We start from the raw sequence: 19,120 nt of genomic DNA, 5'->3' as shown, positions 1-19,120 counted from the left end.
CCGGCCCCCTTACATGCGGAAGGTGGCGCTGAGCGAGAACACGCGACCGTTCTTGTAGATCGACGTCGGTGCGTCCGGCGTGCTGCTGTACTGGTAGTAGGTTTCGTCGAGCAGGTTCGACGCCGCCGCGGTGATGCCGATGCCTTCCGAGATGGCATAGCTGATCTGTGCATCGAGCTGGCGATAGCTGTCGGTATAGTCCGAGCTGGCCTGACGACCGAAGCGATAGAAATACTTCGAGCGGCGGTTGTAGCTGACGCGCGCCTGGAACGGACCGTACTCGTAATAGGGGACGACCGTGAAGGTGTGGCGCGACAGGAACGGCAGGCCGTTGGCGAACGGCGTTTCCGCATCGGCAAAGGTGTAGCTGCCCTGCACACCGAAGCCCCAGATCAGGTTGGTGTTGCCCGACAGCGAGAAGCCCGTAACCGACGCCTTGCCGCCGTTGATCGGACGCGAGATCGAATAGGTCAGCGTACGGCCGGTGACGCTGTTGGTGAACTCCACCCCGTCCTCGACCTGATTGCCGACATAGTTCGAGATGTCGCGATAGAAGAATTCACCCGACAGGAAGCTGGCCGGTGCGAAATACCACTCGGCCGACAGCCCGTAGTTGGTCGCGGCATAGGGCCTCAGGTCCGGATTGCCGCCGCTGCCCGCGCGAGTGGTGTCGTCGAGCGACAGCGAACCGGCGAGGTCGCCGTAACGCGGACGCGCGATCACCTTCGCCGCGGAGGCGCGCAGCACCACGTCCTCGCCCGCCTGGAAGATGACGTTGGCGGCGGGGAGGAAGCGCGTCTCGTTGCTGTTGACCTTGGTCAGCGCGAACTGGTTGCTGCTCTGGACATAGAAGGTTGATGCGTCCGACGTGTTGACGACACGACCGCCGACGTTGCCGCGGACCTTGCCCAGCTCGAAATTGGCCTGGATATAGCCCGCCGCGATCTTTTCGCGCACGCGCCAGTAATCGCCGCGCGACAGACCGCGATCGTCGGTGAAGTTGCCGTACTTGGTCAGCGCGGCGAGAATGCCGTCCTTGTCGAGCGTGGCATAGGGCGTGCCATTCCCCGACGTGCCGAGGCCGTTGTACAGGTTGCTGTCCTGCACATAGAAATCGAGATCGGCCAGCGTGTAGTTCTGGTTGGTGAAGACGGCATTGCTGTACGACGTGTTGCCGTTCAGGTGCGAAGCATAGCGACCACCGAACAGGATGGTCTTCAGCGGACCGAATTCGACGTCACGCTTCACGTTCACTTCGCCGAAGACTTCGCTATCGGTGGTGAAGCCCGACTGGAGCGGAATGCCGCCGATCTGGCGACCGAAGAAGCGGCGGCCGTCGGTGGCGGTGATGTTCTCGCCGCCGTTCGCGGTGAAGTTGCTCAGCCACTTGGTCGCATCGCTCGCCGGCGAGTTCCAGTTGACCTGCGTGTTGCGGCCGTTCGCACCGGCGGTGAAGCCCTGCTGCGTGCGGAAGTCGAGCAGATATTCGGGATCCTTGCCGCCGGTAGCGCGGGTGGCACCGAGGTTGCCGGTGACCGTCCATTCGCCGGGCGTCCAGTCGAGCAGCAGCGAGACCGAGTCGTTCTTCAACCGGGTGCGGCGATAATAGGTATCGAGCTGGCCGGTCGAACCGGTCTGGCCGGTCGGGATGCCGCTGAAGGTCGCCGAATCGACGATGCCGGGCTGTCCGTTCTGGCCCGGAATGTAGGTCGCGGCGGTCATCCGCGATCCTTCGAAGCCATAGGTATATTCGGAGTTCGATACGTTGTCGTAATTGCCGCGGATGATGAGCGCGGTGCCGGTCACGGTCATGTTGTCGGTCGGCTTGGCCGATACCGCGCCGCTGAAGCTGATCCGCTCACGCTCCTGCTTGAAGAATTCGCGGGCGAGGAACGAGGCGTAGCGCGAGGCGCTGAACGCGGCGATCGTCGCGGCGGTCGGACGCGAACCGTTGATCGTGGCGCCCATGACCGCACGGCCGTCAGCACCATATTGAATCGGATTGCGCGAGCCATCGGCATTCGTCGTGCTGAAGCTTTCGAGCAGCGCGGCACCGGTGCGATACCAGTAGCTGGCGACGCCAGCGCGGCTCAGCTGTTCCTTGTCATAGCTGACCGAACCGAGGAAGCCGATCGTCTCGTCGTCGTTCTTCCAGCTGTACAGCGCCGAACCGCGGAAGCTGCCGCGCTTTGCCCGGTCGTTATATTCGCCGCCGGCGGTCGCAGCGATCGTGCCCGACTTCAGGTCGAGCGGCTTGCGGGTGACGATGTCGACGGTACCGCCGATCGCGCCTTCCTGCAGGCGCGCTTCGGGGGTCTTGTAGAGGACCGCCTGGCTGATGATCGTCGGCGACAGCAGCGAATAGTTGAAGCTGCGGCTCGACCGGTCGGACGGGTTGCCGCCCCAGTCGGCCGATGCGACCGAGTGGCCATCGATCGTGACGCGGTTCAGCGCAGGCTCGGTGCCGGCGATCGAGAGCTGTTCGCCCTCGCCGAACTGGCGGTCGACAGTGACGCCGGGCAGGCGGGCGAGCGAATCGGCGATGTTGCTGTCGGGCAGCTTGCCGACGTCTTCCGCCGAAATGACGTCGACGATCGAATCCGCCGCACGCTTCGTCTGGATCGAATCGGCGATCGACTTGCGGATGCCGGTGATCGTGATGGTGTCGTCTTCAGCCGTCGTACCGGCCGGTGCGGGCGCTTCCTGTGCCAGTGCCGGTGTCGCCAGTGCGACCAGCGCGGTGGAGGCTAGATATGCGAAACGCGAAAAAGCCATGGTCCCCTACCCCTTATATCCGGGCGCGAAATGCGCCCTCCCCGATTGGCCGCGACGGGCAAAGACGACGTGCGTCATGCATTGGTACTATATTGGTGCCATGCAAGCTCGTTTTGGTCGTTCGCAATGTGACCAATTCCCATCATAAAATCTACATAAAAATGAAAAAGGAATGCACAGGTGAGAATTGCTGGTGTTCCGCATCGGGTCCGTTGTCCAAAATTGATCGTTCCCCCGCTTTTGGTATAATATAGTTCTAAAAATACCGGGGTTCTGGTTGACGGCTATTGATCGGCGAGCAGGCTTTCCGGCGTGATGGATATGATGCCAATGCCGTCCGAACCGCGGTTTGCAACCGTTCGAGAGGGTAGTTTTCAGGCTGGCAAAGGCGCTTGCGTAGTACCAAAAACATACCTATCACGCCGATTGTGAACGCTCCGACCGCCCTTTACGTTGACCATTCGACGGGTTCGAAGGGCGTGGTCATGGGGTTTTCAGATCGGATCGGCCGGCTGCGCGACGACGCGCACGCGCCGCTCTATGTCCAGTTGCAGCAGCTGGTCCGCACCGCGATCGAGCGGAAGGTGCTGTTGCAGGACGATGCGATCCCGCCCGAACGCGAACTGGCCGTCGAATATGACGTGTCGCGCATCACCGTGCGCAAGGCGATCGAGGGGCTGGCCAAGGAAGGGCTGGTCGTGCGCCGCCGTGGCGCGGGCACCTTCGTCGCGGCGCGGGTCGACAAGAGCTTTTCGAAACTGTCGTCCTTTTCCGAGGACATGGTCGCGCGCGGCCGGGTGCCGAGCAGCGCATGGGTGTCGAAATCGACCGGGCTGGTAACGCCTGAGGAATCGATGTCGCTGGGCCTGTCGCCCGGTGCGCCGGTCTATCGGTTCCAGCGGATGCGCTATGCCGACGATGTGCCGATGGCGGTCGAATATGCGACCATCGCCGGCAATTGCCTGCCCGGCGTCGATGCGGTCGGCGACTCGCTCTATGCCGCGCTGGAGGCGGCGGGATCGCGGCCGGTGCGCGCGTTGCAGCGGCTGCGCGCGATGGCGTTTCCCGCCGAACAGGCCAAGCGGCTGGGCGTCGAGACCGGCCATGCCGGCCTGTTCATCGAACGACGCGGCTTCCTGGCCGATGGCGACACGGTCGAATTCACCCAGTCCTATTATCGTGGCGACGCGTACGACGTGGTCGCCGAATTGAACGCAAGCTGATCCGGCAGGGGCCGGTACCAAGAGGGGGTTCATGACGTCCACCGTCGAAGCCGGGCCGAAGCCGGTCGTTGCCGAACAGACCGCGATGCACCGCGAAGCGGGGGAGGGCGGCGCGTCCGTCGCCCGGTTCCTGTCGCGCAATGCGACGGCGCTCGCCGAACTCGGCGCATCGCTGCGCGCCGATCCGCCGGCGCTGGTCGTCACCTGCGCACGCGGGTCGTCGGACCATGCCGCGACCTATGGCAAATATCTGGTCGAGACGCTGTGCGGCGTGCCCGTCGCCAGCGCCGCGCCGTCGGTCGCGTCGGTCTATGCGACGCGCATGGAGCGGATGAACGCGCTGGTGATCGCGGTGTCGCAATCGGGCCGCAGCCCTGACCTGCTACGCACCGTCGAAAGCTACAAGGCGGCGGGCGCGCGCGTCGTGGCATTGGTCAATGTCGAGGATTCGCCGCTGGCGGGTCTGGCCGATACCGTGCTGCCGCTGTCGGCCGGCCCGGAAACCTCGGTCGCGGCGACCAAGTCGTTCATCGCCTCGCTCGCCGGCCTTGCCGCGATCGCCGCGCATTGGAGCGAGGATGCCGGTCTGCTCGCCGCGCTCGACGCTTTGCCTGCGCAATTGGAGGCGGCGTTCGATCTCGACTGGACCGCGGTCGCCGATACGCTGGTCGATGCCCGCAACCTGTTCGTGATCGGGCGCGGCTACAGCTTTGGTGTCGCACAGGAAGCGGCGCTGAAGATGAAGGAAACCTCGGCGCTCCATGCCGAAGCGTTCAGCAGCGCCGAAGTCCGCCACGGGCCGATGGCGATCATCAACGACGGCTTTCCGCTGCTCGGTTTCGCCACGTCGGACGATGCCGGCGACGACGTCCGCGCGGCGGCGGCGGAGTTCGCGTCGCGCGGGGCGGCGGTGCATCTGGCCGATGCGTCCGATGACGACAGCCACCCGCCGACGATCCGCAGCCATGCCGCGATCGAACCGATCCTGATGATCCAGAGCTTCTACCGCATGGTCAACACGGTGTCGCTGCGCCGGGGGCTGAACCCCGACCAGCCGCCGCATCTGCGCAAGGTCACCGAAACGCGATGAGCAGCTTCGTCTTCCGTGGCGGGCGCGTGCTCGCCGATCAGTGCCAGCACGACAGCTGCGCGTTTCACGTCGTCGACGGCGTCATCGCCGATTTCCATGTGGGTGGCGATGCCGAGGCGATCGATCTGGACGGTGGCTGGCTGGTCCCCGGCTTCGTCGACACGCAGGTCAATGGTGGCGGCGGGGTGTTGTTCAACGATCACCCCACCGTCGAGGGCATTCGCGCGATCGGCGCCGCACACGCGACCTATGGCACCACCGCATTTCTGCCGACGCTGATCAGCGACCGGCTGGACGTGGTCGCCGCCGGGCTGGACGCGGTCGATGCCGGGATCGAAGCGGGCGTGCCGGGTGTCGTCGGCATCCATGTCGAGGGGCCGTTCCTGAATCCGCTGCGCAAGGGCATTCACGACGCGAACCATTTCCGCGCGCTGGACGATGCCGCGATCGAATTGCTTACCCGTCCGCGCAAGGGCGTGGTGATGGTGACGCTGGCGCCCGAGCGCAACGACACGGCAGCGATCGAGCGGCTGGTCGCCGCCGGTGTGATCGTCAGCATCGGCCATAGCGACGCGACCTATGAACAGGCGCGCGCGGCGATCGATGCCGGCGCGCGCGGCGTGACGCATCTGTACAATGCCATGTCGCCGCTCAAGCATCGCGATCCGGGCGTGGTCGGTGCGGTGCTGGAGGACAAGTCGGTCTATGCCGGGCTGATCGTCGACGGCGCGCACCTGCACCCGGCGGCGATCCGCGTGGCGCTGGCGGCGCGGCCGATCGACCGGTTCATGCTGGTGACCGATGCGATGCCGACCGTCGGCGCGGAAGCCAAGGAATTCGTGCTGAACGGGCAACCGATCCATGTCGAGAACGGCGTGTGCGTCGATGCCAACGGCACGCTGGCCGGCTGCGATCTCGACATGGCGACGGCGGTGGCCAACACCCACGAACTGGGGGTCGCGTTCGAGGATGCGGTGGCGATGGCTTCGGCCAACCCGGCTGCCTTCCTGCGCCTGTCGCACCGCATCGGCAGCATCGATGTCGGGCACAGCGCCGATTTCGTCTGGCTCGACCGCGACCTGAAGGTGCGCGGCACCTGGATCGCGGGCAACCGCATCGTCTGACCCCGGTTCGCCGGACCAATTTGCGCGCACCGTGTCGCGCATACCCAAGAGGCCGCCCATGACCGCCATCCTGCTCACCGCACCGTTGCAAGGCTGGGCAAGCGCGCTCGACGACGTGCCCGACGCGGTGTTCGCGGGGCGGATGCTGGGCGATGGCGTTGCGATCGACCCGACCGGCGGCACGCTGCACGCGCCGTGCGATGGTGAGGTGCTGACGCTGCACGCCGGTGGCCACGCCATCACCCTGCGCGGCGAGGGTGGGGTCGAGCTGTTGATGCATGTCGGGATCGACACGGTGCAATTGGGCGGCAGGGATTTCACCGCGCGGGTGCAGATCGGCGACCGGGTCGAACGCGGTCAGCCGCTGATCGATTTCGACCTCGACGCGCTGGTGCGCGCCGCGCCGTCGCTGATGACGCCGCTGATCGTCACCAATGCCGACGCCTTCCGCATCGTCCGGCGCGAGACCGACCGGGTGGTCGGCATCGGCCAGTTGCTGATGACAATCGAACCGATCGCGGCGAGCGCGCCGGCGATGACGACGGCCGAGGGCGAACGGATCGTGCGACAGGTGCGCGTGCCGATGGCGCATGGCCTGCACGCCCGACCGGCGGCGAAGATCGGCGAGGTCGCGCGCGGCTTCGTCGCGACCAGCTGGCTGGCCAAGGACGGGAGCGAGGCGCGCGCCACCGGTGCGGTCGGGCTGCTCGGACTGGGCGTGCGGTTCGGCGACACGATCGACGTGATCGCCAGCGGTCCCGATGCCGGCGAAGCGGTCGCGGCGCTGGTGACGCTGATCGAGGGTGGCATGGGCGAGCGTGCCGAGCGCGCCGCGCCCGCGCCGGTGGTCGCGCCGCCGCCGCCACCGGCGATCGTTCTGCCCGAGGGGCAGTTGGCGGGGACACTGGCGGCGCCCGGCTATACGATCGGCACCGCGCGCTGGCTGCGTGTTACCGACATCGCGGTGCCGGTCGACGGGCAGGGCGTCGCGGTCGAGGCGGCGCGGCTCGATTCGGCACTGTCGGCGGTGCGCGAGAAGCTGGCGACGACGACCGGTGAAGGGGCGGCGATCCGTGCCGCGCATATCGCCTTCCTCGACGATGCCGATCTGCATGAGGCGGCGAACGGTGCCATGGCCGAGGGACGCGATGCCGGTCATGCGTGGCGCAACGCGACCCGCGCGCAGGCGGCGACGCTGCGCAACCTCGGCGACGCGCGGCTGGCCGAGCGCGCCGACGATCTGCTCGACCTCGAACGGCAGGTGCTGGGCGAACTGACGGGGACGGAGGCGGAGGCGATGACCTTCCCCGCCGGCACGATCCTGCTCGCCGACGATTTGCTGCCGTCGCAGGTGATGGCGATCGACCCCGCCAATGTCATCGGCCTCGCGGTCGAGCGCGGCGGGCCGACCTCGCACGTTGCGATCCTCGCCGCGACGATGGGCCTGCCGGCACTGGTCGCGATCGGTGCGCCGCTGAACGACGTCGCTGATGGCGCGACACTGATCCTCGACGCCGATGGCGGCGTGCTGCATGTCGATCCCGATGCCGGAACGCTGGCCGAGGCCCGCGCGCATGCCGATCGCCGCATCGCCGATCGCGACGCCGCACTCGCCCGCGCGAACGAAGCCTGCGTCACGCTCGACGGCGTGCGGATCGAGGCGTTCGCCAATCTCGGGTCGATCGAGGATGCGAAGGCGGCGATGGCCAATGGCGCCGAAGGATCGGGGCTGCTCCGCACCGAATTTCTGTTCCTTGAACGTGACAGCGCGCCGGACGCGAACGAACAGGCCGCACTCTATGGTGCGATCGCCGCCGAACTCGACGGACGGCCGCTGATCGTGCGGCTGCTCGATATCGGTGGCGACAAGCCCGCGCCCTATCTGCCGATCGCGCCGGAGGAAAATCCGGCGCTGGGCCTGCGCGGCATCCGCGTCGCGCTGGCCATGCCCGACATTCTCGAAACCCAGTTGCGCGGCATATTGTCGGTACAGCCGGTCGGGCAATGCCGGATCATGATCCCGATGGTCGCGAGCGTCGCCGAGATTGCCGCCGTGCGCGCGGTCGTCGACCGGTTGCGCGGCGAACTGGGCATCACCGACCGGGTCGAGATCGGCATCATGGTCGAAACTCCCGCCGCCGCAGTCACCGCCGCGACGCTCGCCGCCCATGCCGATTTCCTGTCGATCGGTACCAACGACCTGACGCAATATGCGCTGGCGATGGATCGCGGCAATCCGGCGGTCGCCCCCGGCATCGACGGCCTCCACCCGGCCGTGCTGCAACTGATCGCGCACACGACCGAGGGGGCGGCACGGCATCGCCGCTGGGTCGGGGTATGCGGTGGCCTTGCGTCGGACCGGCTGGCGATCCCGCTGCTGGTGGGGCTCGGCATCACCGAATTGTCGGCGTCGCCCCGCTTCGTGCCGGAATTGAAGGCGCTGGTCCGGCGGCTCGATACCCATCGCTGCCGGTTGCTGGCGGTTCGTGCACTGGCGGCGGCATCGCCGGCCGAGGTGCGGACCATGGTTCGCGAATTTCTGCAGGAGCAGGGTGCATGAAGTCGATCGTCGAAACGCTGCAGCCGATCGGCCGTGCGCTCATGCTGCCGATCGCGGTCCTGCCGGTGGCGGGGCTGTTGCTGCGGCTGGGTCAGCCCGACCTGCTCGATATCGGCCTGCTGGCGGCGGCGGGCGATGCGCTGTTCAACAATCTCGGCCTGCTCTTTGCGATCGGCGTCGCCTGCGGCATCGCCCGCGACGGTAACGGCGCGGCGTGTCTGGCCGGCGTCGTCTGCTATCTGGTCGTCAAGAATGGCGGGCCGGTGTTCCTGACCGTGCCGCCCGAGGTGACGCAGGGCTTTGCCCCGGACGTGGCGGCGACCCTGTCGGCGGCGTGGAAGGCAAAGGCGTTCGCCAAGCTCGACGTGCCGATCGGCATCATCGCCGGTCTGATCGGTGGCCATGCCTATAATCGCTATGCGACGATCAAGGTGCCGGAATATCTGGCCTTCTTCGGCGGGCGGCGGTTCGTGCCGATCGTCAGCGGTGTGGTGGGCATCGCCATCGCGGTCGTGGTGGGCCTCAGCTTCGCCAGCATCACCGCCGCACTCGACCTGCTCAGCCGCGCTCTGGTGGCGTCGGGCAGCTTCGGTCTGTTCGGCTTCGGCCTGCTCAACCGGCTGCTGCTGGTGACCGGGCTGCACCATATCCTCAACAACGTCGCGTGGTTCGTGCTCGGCGATTTCGAAGGGACGACCGGCGACCTGCGTCGCTTCTTCGCCGGTGATCCGACGGCGGGGGCGTTCATGGCCGGTTATTTCCCGGTGATGATGTTCGGCCTGCCCGCCGCGTGCCTCGCCATGTACCGCTCGGCGCTGCCCGATCGGCGCAAGGCGGTGGGCGGCATGCTGCTCAGCCTTGCGCTGACCAGTTTCCTGACCGGCGTTACCGAGCCGATCGAATTCTCGTTCATGTTCCTGGCGCCCGTGCTCTACGCGATCCACGCGGTGCTGACCGGTCTGTCGATGGCGCTGATGGACTGGCTAGGGGTGAAGCTGGGCTTCGGCTTCTCGGCGGGTCTGTTCGACTATGTGCTGAACTATGGAAAGGCGACCCGGCCGCTGCTGCTGCTCCCGGTCGGTGCCGCCTATTTCGCGCTCTATTACGGTGTGTTCCGCTTCTTCATCCTTCGTTTCGACCTGAAGACGCCCGGCCGCGACGCCAGTGCGCCGTCGTTGACCGGTGCGCCGGTAGCGGGTGGCGGCGAGCGCGGACGGGCGTTCCTCGCGGCGCTGGGCGGCAGCGGCAACCTCGCCAGCATCGGCGCGTGCACCACCCGTCTACGGCTGGTCGTCGCCGATCAGGCGCTGGTCGACGAAGCGGCGCTGAAGGCGCTGGGCGCGATGGGTGTGCTGCGTCCTTCGGCCCGCGCGGTGCAGGTCGTGGTCGGCCCGATCGCCGATCAGGTCGCGGAGGAGATTCGCGAAGCCGGCATCGGTGGCCCGGCCGCCGCACCCGTTGCAACGCCCGAGGTGGCACAGGATGCGGCACGGCCGACCCTGCCGCCCGCACTGGTCGAAGCATTGGGCGGAGCGGGGGCGATCCTGCGGGCGGAACCACTGGCGGGCCGGATGCGGGTCGAACTTGCGCAGCCGGCAACGATCGATCCGGCGACCCTTCCCGGCGTTCGCGCCATGGCGCAACCCAGCGCGACGGTGGTCCATCTGCTGCTGTGATCGTCCACAAGGTGTGTTGCCGAATTAGCACGCCTATTAGCAATACGTATCGCATATATGAAATCTGGTTTCATTTAATATTGACCCTTTTGCGTGCCGGCGGAAAACTGTCGCACAGGTGAAACAAACCGCGCGACGTGATGGGCGACGGTTCGACCCGATGGGCCGGCGTCCCTCAAAGCGAAAACCGCGACGCGGCACCGGCAAAGGGGATCCAATGAAATCGATCACGAAGCTGCTGGCTACATCCTGTCTCGCGACGATGCTGGCCGGTACCGCACATGCGCAGGTCGTGCCCGTAGAGGCGCTGCCCGACACGAACACGCAATCGACCGATGACGAAGACGATGCGATCGTCGTCACCGGCACGCGCATCGTCCGCCCGAACAACAAATCGGCCGCGCCGATCGCCACCGTCACCTCTGCCGAAATTCAGGCACAGGGTGCGACGACGATCGAGGAAGTGCTGAACCGGCTGCCGCAGGTCGCGCCGAACGCCGAACAGAATTTCGCTGAATCGAATGGGCGTCAGCGGATCAAGCTGCGCAGCCTCGGCTTCGAACGCACGCTGACGCTGGTCGATGGCCTGCGCCTCGGCATCCAGAACGGTCTGGACGTCGGCATCATCCCGGCGACGCTGGTCGAGCGGATCGACGTGCTGAGCGGTGGTGCGTCGTCGGTCTATGGTTCGGACGCGGTGTCGGGCGTCGTCAACTTCATCCTGAAGAAGAACTTCGACGGCGTGGAGTTGAATGGCAATTACAGCTTCTACAACCACCAGAACCGCGAAAATGCCGTAACCGAGGCGGCGCGGCGATCGTTCTTCCAGACGCCGACCGGGCTGACGAATGACGGCGGGCGGATGGACGTTACGCTGACCGCGGGCAAGTCGATGCTCGACGGCCGCGTCAACCTGACCGGTTTCTTCAGCTATCGTCAGTCCGATCTGCTGCCGCAGGGTTCGCGGTCATGGTCGGCGTGCGAAGTCACCCAGCCGACCAAGGATGCGGCACTGACCTGCACGCGCAGCCAGTATACGCAGGTCGGCACGATCATCCCGGGCAGCGGTGCCAATGCCGGGCGGGTGCTGGTCAACAATCCTAACGGCTCGGGCAATCTTATTCCCTGGGGATCGGTCGCAGGCGCAGCCGCCAACCCGTTCGACGAGTTCGCGGCACAGCGTGAATTCAACCGCATCAACGCCGGCGGCTTCCTGAACATCGACCTGTCGGAAGCGGCCGAAATCTATTCGACGTTCCTCGCCTATCGCGACCGGTCGCAGAACCCGACGCCGCTGCGCATCTATCCGTCGGGCATCTATGGCGCGACGCCCTATCAGGTGAATTGCAACAACCCGTATCTGTCGGCGTCGCAGGGGCAGACGCTGTGCGGTACGGCCGCCGGCACCAACACGCTGGTGCCGTTCAACCTGCTCTATCGCTTCGACGGTCTGCCGCCGGCGTATAACCGGTTCGAAAACCTCGGCTACCGCGTCACCGGTGGGATCCGTGGCAAGGTGCTCAAGGCGTGGAATTACGACATTTCGGGCGTCTATTCGGCGAACCGTGGGTCGTTGACCTATCCGGCGTTTCCCGATGAGACGCGTCTGCGCCAGTCGCTGATCGTCGACAGCGTGGGCGGCGTGCCGACCTGCCGCACCGGTGGTTCGGGCTGCGTACCCTTCAATCCGTTCCAGCCGTACAACAACAACGCGGCGTTCGCCGATTATGTGTACCAGAATGTCGACGGGTCGGAGATCAGCAAGCCCAGCATGTGGCAGGTGCTCGGCACGGTGTCGGGCGACCTCGGCGAATATGGCATCAAGTCGCCGCTCGCCGATCAGGGTATCGCGATTGCTGCCGGTGTCGAATTCCGTGCCGAACGGTTCATTTCGACCGCCGATGCGCTGTTCCGCCAGACCAATGGCGGCACCGACGCCCGCTTCACCCAGAATGTCTGGGAAGGAAACGTCGAAGCGCAATTGCCGATCGTCGAGGACCAGAGCTGGACCCAGCTGCTGCAACTCAACCTCGGCTATCGGCGGTCGAAGTACAACCGGCTCGACGGTGCGTTCGACACGTGGAAGGTCGAGGGGATGTGGGCGCCGATCGACGACGTCACCTTCCGCGGATCGATCAACAAGGCACAGGCCGCCCCGTCGCTGATCCAGGCGGTGCAGGCGAGCAACATCAACTATGTGACGGTCGGATCGCGCAACGATCCATGCGCCACCGCGCCCGATCCGCAGAATCCGGGCCGCTTCCTCGCTCCCACCGCCAGCATCGAGGCGTGCCGTGCGACGGGCCTGCCCGACAATCTATATGGCAGCCAGACGCTGAACTGCCCGGACGCGCTGTGCACGATCCGCAATGGCGGGTTCGAACTGACGCCGGAGACCGCCTACACCAAGACGTTCGGCGTGGTGCTGCGGCCGCGGTTCCTGCCGGGCCTGACCGTTTCGATCGATCGCTTCCTGATCGATCTGGACGATTCGATCAGCTATTTCAGCGCGGGCGATTTCGTGAACGGCTGCGTCCAGACGCAGAATCCGTATTTCTGTCGCGGTATCGTGCGCAACCCGGGCAGCTTCACACTGTTCAGCCCGGCGGCGAGCAATCCGGCGACCGGCTTCATCATCCAGGGTACCAGCAACGGGTATAAGAGCGACTCGCATGGCTGGGATTTCCAGAGCCAGTATGCTCTGAACCTGAACACCGCCGGGCGGCTCGACATGAGCTTCAACGGGACGTTGATGACGTCGGTCGGCGGGCAGGAATCGCCGACCGTCGATCCGCGCCAGTGCGTCGGCTATTATGGTCCGTTCTGTGGCGAAGGCTTCCCGAAATGGGTCCATACCCTGCGGACGACGTGGTCGACGCAGGACAATGTGGTGAACGTGTCGCTCAACTGGCGCCATCAGGGGCCGATGACGATCACGTTCAACGCGGCAGCCGATACCGGCATCCCGTATGGCGCGACGGACCGCCGTTCGACCTATAACGGCATCGAAGCCTATGATTATTTCGATCTGGCGACGACGTTCAACGTGGCGAAGCGCTTCACGCTGCGCCTTGCCGTCAACAACCTGTTCGACCGCGATCCGCCGCTGATCCCGAACTCGCGTTCGGAACTGGGGCTGCTGCGTAACAACACCGTGTTCCGCTACGACCTGCTCGGTCGTCAGATCGTGGCCGGCGCGACCGTCCGCTTCTGATCCCGACCGTCGGGTAAATGAAAGGGCCCTGTCACCCCATCGGTGGCAGGGCCGTTTCGTGTCAGGCGCTGCGCAGGCTCGCCGATTTCAGCACCGTGCTGCGGCCATCGTCGCCGGTGACGGCATAGGTGAAGCCGGGCAGGATCGCGAAGGCGCCGACCTGTCCGTTCCGGTCCATCGCGAGGAAGCCGACCTGTACCCCGTTGAGCGCCGATCCGCGCAGTTTCGCGATATGCTCCACCGCCTCGTGGCACGCCGCCATCGGCGACATGCCGGCACGCAGCGACGATACGACGCGAGCGGTACCGGCGATGCGGGTCACTTCCTCGCCAAGGCCCGTCGCGGTGGCGGCACCAACGCCCGCCTCGACGAACAGGCCGCTGCCGACCTGCGGTGAATCGCCGACCCGGCCGTGCAGCTTGAACGCCATGCCCGATGTCGTGCAGGCACCGGCCAGCGATCCGTCAGGTGCACGCGCGATCATGCCGATCGTGTCGTGGTCGAGCGGCCCGCCGAGCGGCGCACGCGCATTCTCGCTATTGGCGGCTGGCGCGTATTTGGACGTCTTCAGCCATTTGCGCCATTCGGCCTCGGCTTCCGGGGTCAGCAGCTTTTCGGCGGTGAAGCCGTTGGCCAGCGCGAATTGCCGCGCGCCGTCGCCCACGAGGAAGGTGTGCGGCGTGCGCTCCATCACCGCGCGCGCGACCGAGATCGGGTGGGCGATATCCTCCATCGCCGCGACCGCGCCGACATGGCCCCGGTCGTCCATGATGACCGCGTCGAGCGTCACCCGACCGTCGCGATCGGGGTAACCGCCCTTGCCGACCGAATGGTTGGTCAGGTCGGCCTCTGGCACTTTCGCCCCGGCCTCCAGTGCATCGATCAGGCTGCCGCCGTTCCGGAAATGGGCGACGGCGGCATCGTTGGCGGCAGCCCCAAAGTCCCAGGTCGATGCGACGCGCAGAACTTTGGCGGCTCGCGGCTGGGCGGGCAGGGTCGCCGATCCGGTGGCGGCGGCGAGGCCGGCGATGGCGGTGCGGCGGGTGATGGTCGGCATGGATACCCCGTTTCACTGGTGATGCGCGGTTGTGCGCAGTCGCCGGGGGCGGGGCAAGCCTATAGCGCGATCTCGCGCAGCACCGCGTCGAGCACCGGAAAGCCGGCAGGGGTCAGTGCCAGCCGGTCGCCGTCGCGCGCGAGCAGCCCTTGCCCTGCGAGCAGCGCTACCGCATGGGTGTGCACGACCGCATCGATCGGGCGTTCGCCGAGCGCCGCGACGCGGGCAAGGTCGATGCCCTCGCGCATCCGCAGGCCCATCACCAGCGCCTCGGTCACCCGCTCGTCGGGGGTCAGCGCGTCCTCGCGTTCGATGCCATGGCCGTTGCGGGTCACCGCCGCGATCCAGTTTTCGGGCTTCTTGCGCCGGACCGTCGCCAGCCCCTGACGCCGGCCGTGTGCGCCCGGACCAATGCCGGCATAGTCGCGGTAGCGCCAATAGGTCAGGTTGTGGCGGCTCTCCGCGCCCGGCCGGGCGTGATTGGATACTTCGTACAGCGGCAGGCCGGCGGCCGCCGTCATTGCCTGCGTCACCTCGAACAGGTCGGCGGCAAGATCGGGGTCGGGCAGGGTCAGCGCCCCCTTGGCCGCCAGCGTCGCGAAGCGCGTGCCGGGTTCGATGGTCAACTGATAGAGCGAGAGATGCTCGGTCCCGAACGACAGCGCGCGGGCTAGTTCGGCTTCCCATGCCGCAAGCGACTGACCCGGCCGGGCATAGATCAGGTCGAAACTGACCCGTGCGAAATGACGCTGTGCGACGCCGAGTGCGGCCAGCGCCTCCTCGACGCCATGCGCGCGTTCGAGGAAGGCAAGGGCATCATCGTGCAACGCCTGTACGCCCAGCGACACACGGTTGACCCCGGCGGCGGCGATGTCGGCGAAGCGCGCCGCCTCGACCGAGGACGGGTTCGCCTCCAGCGTGATCTCGATATCGTCGGTCGGTGGCCATGCGTGGCACGCGGCGTCGATGATCGCGGCGACGGTCGCGGGCGGCATCAGCGACGGCGTGCCGCCCCCGAAGAAGATCGACGCCAGCCGCCGCCCCGGCAGCGCCGCCACCTCATGCGCCAGATCGGCGAGCAGCGCCTGCAACCACGCCGCCTGATCGACCGCGTCACGCACATGGCTGTTGAAGTCGCAATAGGGGCACTTGGATACGCAGAACGGCCAGTGGACGTAGAGCGCGAGAGGAGGTTGGTCGGGCACCATCGCCGTCCCATATGGGCGTCATGCCATCGATACAAATAGTGGCGCCGCTTTTGCTGCTGGCCGCCTGTTCTCCGGGCGTCGAAGCCGGTCCCGAACGCATCGTCGAACCCCGTGCTTTCGAAGGGCCTGCCCCGCGCGGGGTGGCGCTGTTGCGACAGGCGATGGAGGTCGGCCACCGCGCGGCGCGGGGCGAGGCGGGACTGCCGCCGCTTGCGTGGGATCCGGCGCTGGCGCGCGATGCAAAGGTCTATGCCGATACGCTGGCGACGACCGGCCGCTTCGAACATTCGGCGCAACCGCGCGGCGTTCCTGAACAGGGCGAGAATCTGTGGACTGGTACGCGGGGAGCGTACCGCTATGATGAGATGGTCGGGCATTGGGTCGCGGAGAAGCGCGACTATGTGCCGGGCGTGCTGCCGGCCGTGTCGCGGACGGGCAAGTTCGGCGATGTCGCGCACTATACCCAGATCATGTGGCGCACGACGCAGCGGTTCGGCTGTGCGGAGGCGGGCAACGCGCGCGACGACTTTGTCGTGTGTCGATACGTGCCGGCGGGGAATGTCGCGGGGCGGCGGGCGTTTTGACGTCTGGGTCGGTGCGACGGTTAGGGGATTGGCTGATTCGCGTTCCGTTCGAACGGTTTGCACCGTCGAACGCGAACAGCTTGATCGCCCTCACCCTTCCGCGGCTGCGCCGCTCCCTCCCTCTCCCGGAGGGAGAGGGAAAAGACGCCGAATGCGGCGATGGGTGAGGGGGATCGCGTCCGATCAATAGCGGACTTAGCCCCGTGCGCCGGCGATCATCTTGGCGGCGATATGACGGACGGCGTTGTCGTCCTTCTCGCCGCCCTGGCTCGGATCGCCCAGCTTGTCGAGGCTGGCCTCCAGCGAGTCGAGCAGCCCCGGATGCTGTTCCTCGACATAGCGTATCGTCCAGAACAGGAGATGCTCGACCGCGATCTCGCGGTGGCGGGTTTCGGTGATCGCGTCGGGCATAGGATTTCCTTTCGGGGCGTCCAATGCGCAGGGTTAGGGGGGTGTTCCGTTCGGGCGCGCCCAATCCACGCAACAAACCGTTCGTGCTGAGTAAGGGCTGAGCAAAGTCGAAGACCTGTATCGAAGCACCTGTGCGATACAGGTCCTTCGATACGCCATTTCGACAAGCTCAATGGCACTCAGGACGAACGGATGTTGCGGGCAGGTGCCAGCTAGAACACCGCCTTCACCAGTTGCGCGAACGCATCGGCGCGGTGGCTGATCGCATGCTTGTGGTCGGGATCGATCTCGCCATAGCTCTGATCCATGCCGTCCTGAACGAACATCGGGTCATAGCCGAAGCCATGTTCCCCACGCGGCGGCCACACCAGCTGCCCGTCGACGCGGCCTTCGAACCATTCGACATGCCCATCGGGCCATGCCAGCGCCAGCGCACAGACGAAGTGTGCGGCGCGGCTGTGATCCGGCCCGGTTGCCTGCATCCGGTCCTCGACCAGCCGCATCGCCGCGTCGAAGTCCTTGGACGGACCCGCCCAGCGTGCCGAAAAGATACCCGGATCGCCGTTCAGCGCCTCGACACACAGCCCGCTATCGTCGGCCAGCGCCGGCAGGCCCGACAGGTCGGCGGCCTGCAACGCCTTCAGCTCGGCATTGGCGACGAAGGTCGTGCCGGTTTCCTCCGGTTCAGGCAGGTCGAGCTCGCCCGCCGAAATCGGGGTGACGCCGTACGGACCGAGCAGCGCCGCGATCTCGCGGATCTTGCCGGGGTTATGGCTGGCGATGACCAGTTTGCCGGGCGTCAGCTTGCGAATCGCCTGGGGTTCCTTGCCCTCGCCGCTCATCGCCCGGTCGCCCGCAGCTGTTCGGCGAAGATGCGGCCGCAGCCGATGCGGGCGAGGCGGAGCAGACGCAGCAGCGCTTCCTCGTCATAGCATGCGCCCTCGGCGGTCGCCTGCACCTCGGCGATATTGTTGTCGCTGGTCAGCACGAAGTTCGCATCGGCATCGGCCGCCGAATCCTCGATATAGTCGAGGTCGAGGACCGGCGTGCCTTCATGGATGCCACAGCTGACCGCCGCGACCTGCCGGCTGATCGGATCGACCTCCAGCTTGCCTTCGCGCATCAGCCCGTCGACCGCGAGGCGGAGTGCGACCCATGCGCCCGAGATCGACGCGGTGCGGGTGCCGCCATCGGCCTGGATTACGTCGCAATCGAGCGTGATCTGCCGCTCGCCCAATGCCTTCAGGTCGACCACTGCCCGGAGGGAACGCCCGATCAGCCGCTGGATTTCCTGGGTCCGGCCCGACTGCTTGCCCTTGGCCGCCTCACGGCTGCCGCGGGTATGGGTGGCGCGGGGCAACATGCCATATTCGGCGGTGACCCAGCCTTCGCCCTTGCCGCGCAGCCATGGCGGCAGGCGCTCCTCTAGCGAGGCGGTCACCAGCACTTTCGTATCGCCGAAGCCGATCAGGCACGAACCCTCGGCATGGCGGGTGAAGTTCGTCTCGATCGTGATGGGGCGCATTTCGTCGGGGGTGCGGCCGGATGGGCGCATGGGAATCTCCTGAAATTTCGCGAAGTCCTAGCCGTCCGTTCATCGCCGCGCCAGTCGCCGTGCGGTACGCCTAAGATGACGGGTCCGAAGCGACGGGTCCGCAACAGGGAGCGGCCTTATGAAGATCATCGCCTTGGGATTGTTGCCGATACTGGGCGGCTGCGTGATGGCGGTCGGAAACACGACGACCGAAACCGCGCCGGTCGCGATCGAGCGTGAGACGATCAGCTATGAAACATCGCCCTGTTTCGGCACCTGTCCGGTGTACCGGGTGACGATTCAGCCTGACGGGACGGGGGTGTTCGAGGGGCGACGCTTCACAAAGGTCGTCGGAACACGCGATTTCAAGGCGACGCCGGGCCAGTATCGCGCCTTCGCCGCCAAGCTACAGCCCTATCGGCCCCAGCAGGGCGAGCGGCTGGTGCAGCCGGGCCAGCCGGGGTGCGACAATGCGCCGACCGATATGCCGTCGGTCGACGTCCGCTGGAGCGAATTGTCGGGCGCGTCGCAGCATCTGTCCTTTTATTATGGCTGCCGGATGCGCGATCAGCGCATGAATGAAGCGCTGCGCTCGGCGCCGAATGAACTGCCGATTCGCCAGTTCATCGAGACGCCCTGAACTCCTCCCCGCTGCGCGGGGAGG

General features: G+C 66.3%; 14 protein-coding genes. 8 read left to right on the top strand and 6 right to left on the bottom strand.

What is annotated here, in order from left to right; translation table 11 throughout:
- Positions 1 to 9: 9 nt before the first annotated feature.
- On the bottom strand, positions 10 to 2,775 hold the full coding sequence (locus ASE59_RS08710; RefSeq protein ID WP_056455170.1) for a TonB-dependent receptor: 2,766 nt from the start codon (positions 2,773 to 2,775) through the stop codon (positions 10 to 12).
- 485 nt (positions 2,776 to 3,260) lie between these two features.
- On the opposite strand from ASE59_RS08710, the gene ASE59_RS08705 reads away from it, so the two are divergent.
- From ASE59_RS08705 to ASE59_RS08680, 6 genes are all read left to right on the top strand, one after another.
- Positions 3,261 to 3,998 carry a GntR family transcriptional regulator gene (locus tag ASE59_RS08705; RefSeq protein WP_056455168.1) on the top strand — a complete coding sequence of 246 codons (738 nt, stop codon included), beginning with the start codon at positions 3,261 to 3,263 and terminating at the stop codon, positions 3,996 to 3,998.
- A gap of 31 nt (positions 3,999 to 4,029) precedes the next feature.
- Positions 4,030 to 5,088, top strand: a complete 1,059-nt coding sequence (locus ASE59_RS08700) for an SIS domain-containing protein (RefSeq protein WP_056455166.1) — start codon at positions 4,030 to 4,032, stop codon at positions 5,086 to 5,088.
- The gene (nagA, locus tag ASE59_RS08695) at positions 5,085 to 6,212 is read left to right on the top strand and encodes an N-acetylglucosamine-6-phosphate deacetylase (RefSeq protein ID WP_056455164.1); all 1,128 of its coding nucleotides are present in this window, start codon (positions 5,085 to 5,087) and stop codon (positions 6,210 to 6,212) included. Before ASE59_RS08700 ends, nagA begins: the two co-directional genes overlap by 4 nt.
- Positions 6,213 to 6,270: 58 nt before the next feature.
- Positions 6,271 to 8,772: a phosphoenolpyruvate--protein phosphotransferase gene (ptsP, locus tag ASE59_RS08690; RefSeq protein WP_056455162.1), complete on the top strand. Its 2,502-nt coding sequence runs from the start codon at positions 6,271 to 6,273 to the stop codon at positions 8,770 to 8,772.
- The gene (gene nagE, locus ASE59_RS08685) at positions 8,769 to 10,448 is read left to right on the top strand and encodes an N-acetylglucosamine-specific PTS transporter subunit IIBC (RefSeq protein ID WP_056455160.1); all 1,680 of its coding nucleotides are present in this window, start codon (positions 8,769 to 8,771) and stop codon (positions 10,446 to 10,448) included. Before ptsP ends, nagE begins: the two co-directional genes overlap by 4 nt.
- A 217-nt stretch (positions 10,449 to 10,665) precedes the next feature.
- Positions 10,666 to 13,662, top strand: coding sequence for a TonB-dependent receptor domain-containing protein (locus ASE59_RS08680; protein WP_156359970.1), 2,997 nt, complete (start codon positions 10,666 to 10,668; stop codon positions 13,660 to 13,662).
- A 61-nt stretch (positions 13,663 to 13,723) separates the two neighbouring features.
- On the opposite strand, the gene ASE59_RS08675 is transcribed toward ASE59_RS08680, so the two are convergent.
- Both ASE59_RS08675 and hemW read right to left on the bottom strand, forming a co-directional pair.
- The gene (locus tag ASE59_RS08675; protein ID WP_056455158.1) at positions 13,724 to 14,719 is read right to left on the bottom strand and encodes a N(4)-(beta-N-acetylglucosaminyl)-L-asparaginase; all 996 of its coding nucleotides are present in this window, start codon (positions 14,717 to 14,719) and stop codon (positions 13,724 to 13,726) included.
- 59 nt (positions 14,720 to 14,778) lie between these two features.
- Complete coding sequence (gene hemW, locus ASE59_RS08670; protein WP_056455156.1) at positions 14,779 to 15,927, bottom strand: radical SAM family heme chaperone HemW; 1,149 nt, start codon at positions 15,925 to 15,927, stop codon at positions 14,779 to 14,781.
- Between the two features lie 38 nt (positions 15,928 to 15,965).
- On the opposite strand from hemW, the gene ASE59_RS08665 reads away from it, so the two are divergent.
- Entirely contained in the window at positions 15,966 to 16,511 is a 546-nt protein-coding gene (locus tag ASE59_RS08665) for a CAP domain-containing protein (RefSeq protein WP_235515700.1), read from the top strand.
- 195 nt (positions 16,512 to 16,706) lie between these two features.
- On the opposite strand, the gene ASE59_RS08660 is transcribed toward ASE59_RS08665, so the two are convergent.
- The 3 genes from ASE59_RS08660 to rph all read right to left on the bottom strand — a co-directional run bounded on the left by ASE59_RS08660 (position 16,707) and on the right by rph (position 18,477).
- On the bottom strand, positions 16,707 to 16,922 hold the full coding sequence (locus ASE59_RS08660; RefSeq protein ID WP_056455152.1) for a hypothetical protein: 216 nt from the start codon (positions 16,920 to 16,922) through the stop codon (positions 16,707 to 16,709).
- Between the two features lie 212 nt (positions 16,923 to 17,134).
- Positions 17,135 to 17,764: an RdgB/HAM1 family non-canonical purine NTP pyrophosphatase gene (rdgB, locus tag ASE59_RS08655; protein WP_056455151.1), complete on the bottom strand. Its 630-nt coding sequence runs from the start codon at positions 17,762 to 17,764 to the stop codon at positions 17,135 to 17,137.
- Positions 17,761 to 18,477: a ribonuclease PH gene (gene rph, locus ASE59_RS08650; RefSeq protein WP_056455149.1), complete on the bottom strand. Its 717-nt coding sequence runs from the start codon at positions 18,475 to 18,477 to the stop codon at positions 17,761 to 17,763. The genes rdgB and rph overlap by 4 nt, the downstream gene beginning before the upstream one ends.
- A 118-nt stretch (positions 18,478 to 18,595) precedes the next feature.
- Here rph and ASE59_RS08645 point away from each other — a divergent pair, with 118 nt between their 5' ends.
- Positions 18,596 to 19,096 (top strand): DUF6438 domain-containing protein, encoded by a 501-nt coding sequence (locus ASE59_RS08645; protein WP_056455147.1) that lies wholly within the window; start codon positions 18,596 to 18,598, stop codon positions 19,094 to 19,096.
- Positions 19,097 to 19,120 lie beyond the last annotated feature (24 nt).

Source organism: Sphingomonas sp. Leaf10 (genome assembly GCF_001421245.1).
GTDB lineage: Bacteria > Pseudomonadota > Alphaproteobacteria > Sphingomonadales > Sphingomonadaceae > Sphingomonas.
This window is presented reverse-complemented; position numbering and strand designations above follow the sequence as displayed.

Coding starts and splice junctions, on each gene's coding strand:
- rdgB (WP_056455151.1), bottom strand. CDS start 17,764: ATGAGCGGCGAGGGCAAGGAACCCCAGGCGATTCGCAAGCTGACGCCC.
- rph (WP_056455149.1), bottom strand. CDS start 18,477: ATGCGCCCATCCGGCCGCACCCCCGACGAAATGCGCCCCATCACGATC.
- ASE59_RS08675 (WP_056455158.1), bottom strand. CDS start 14,719: ATGCCGACCATCACCCGCCGCACCGCCATCGCCGGCCTCGCCGCCGCC.
- hemW (WP_056455156.1), bottom strand. CDS start 15,927: ATGGTGCCCGACCAACCTCCTCTCGCGCTCTACGTCCACTGGCCGTTC.
- ASE59_RS08645 (WP_056455147.1), top strand. CDS start 18,596: ATGAAGATCATCGCCTTGGGATTGTTGCCGATACTGGGCGGCTGCGTG.
- ptsP (WP_056455162.1), top strand. CDS start 6,271: ATGACCGCCATCCTGCTCACCGCACCGTTGCAAGGCTGGGCAAGCGCG.
- nagA (WP_056455164.1), top strand. CDS start 5,085: ATGAGCAGCTTCGTCTTCCGTGGCGGGCGCGTGCTCGCCGATCAGTGC.
- ASE59_RS08660 (WP_056455152.1), bottom strand. CDS start 16,922: ATGCCCGACGCGATCACCGAAACCCGCCACCGCGAGATCGCGGTCGAG.
- ASE59_RS08700 (WP_056455166.1), top strand. CDS start 4,030: ATGACGTCCACCGTCGAAGCCGGGCCGAAGCCGGTCGTTGCCGAACAG.
- ASE59_RS08705 (WP_056455168.1), top strand. CDS start 3,261: ATGGGGTTTTCAGATCGGATCGGCCGGCTGCGCGACGACGCGCACGCG.
- nagE (WP_056455160.1), top strand. CDS start 8,769: ATGAAGTCGATCGTCGAAACGCTGCAGCCGATCGGCCGTGCGCTCATG.
- ASE59_RS08680 (WP_156359970.1), top strand. CDS start 10,666: ATGAAATCGATCACGAAGCTGCTGGCTACATCCTGTCTCGCGACGATG.
- ASE59_RS08710 (WP_056455170.1), bottom strand. CDS start 2,775: ATGGCTTTTTCGCGTTTCGCATATCTAGCCTCCACCGCGCTGGTCGCA.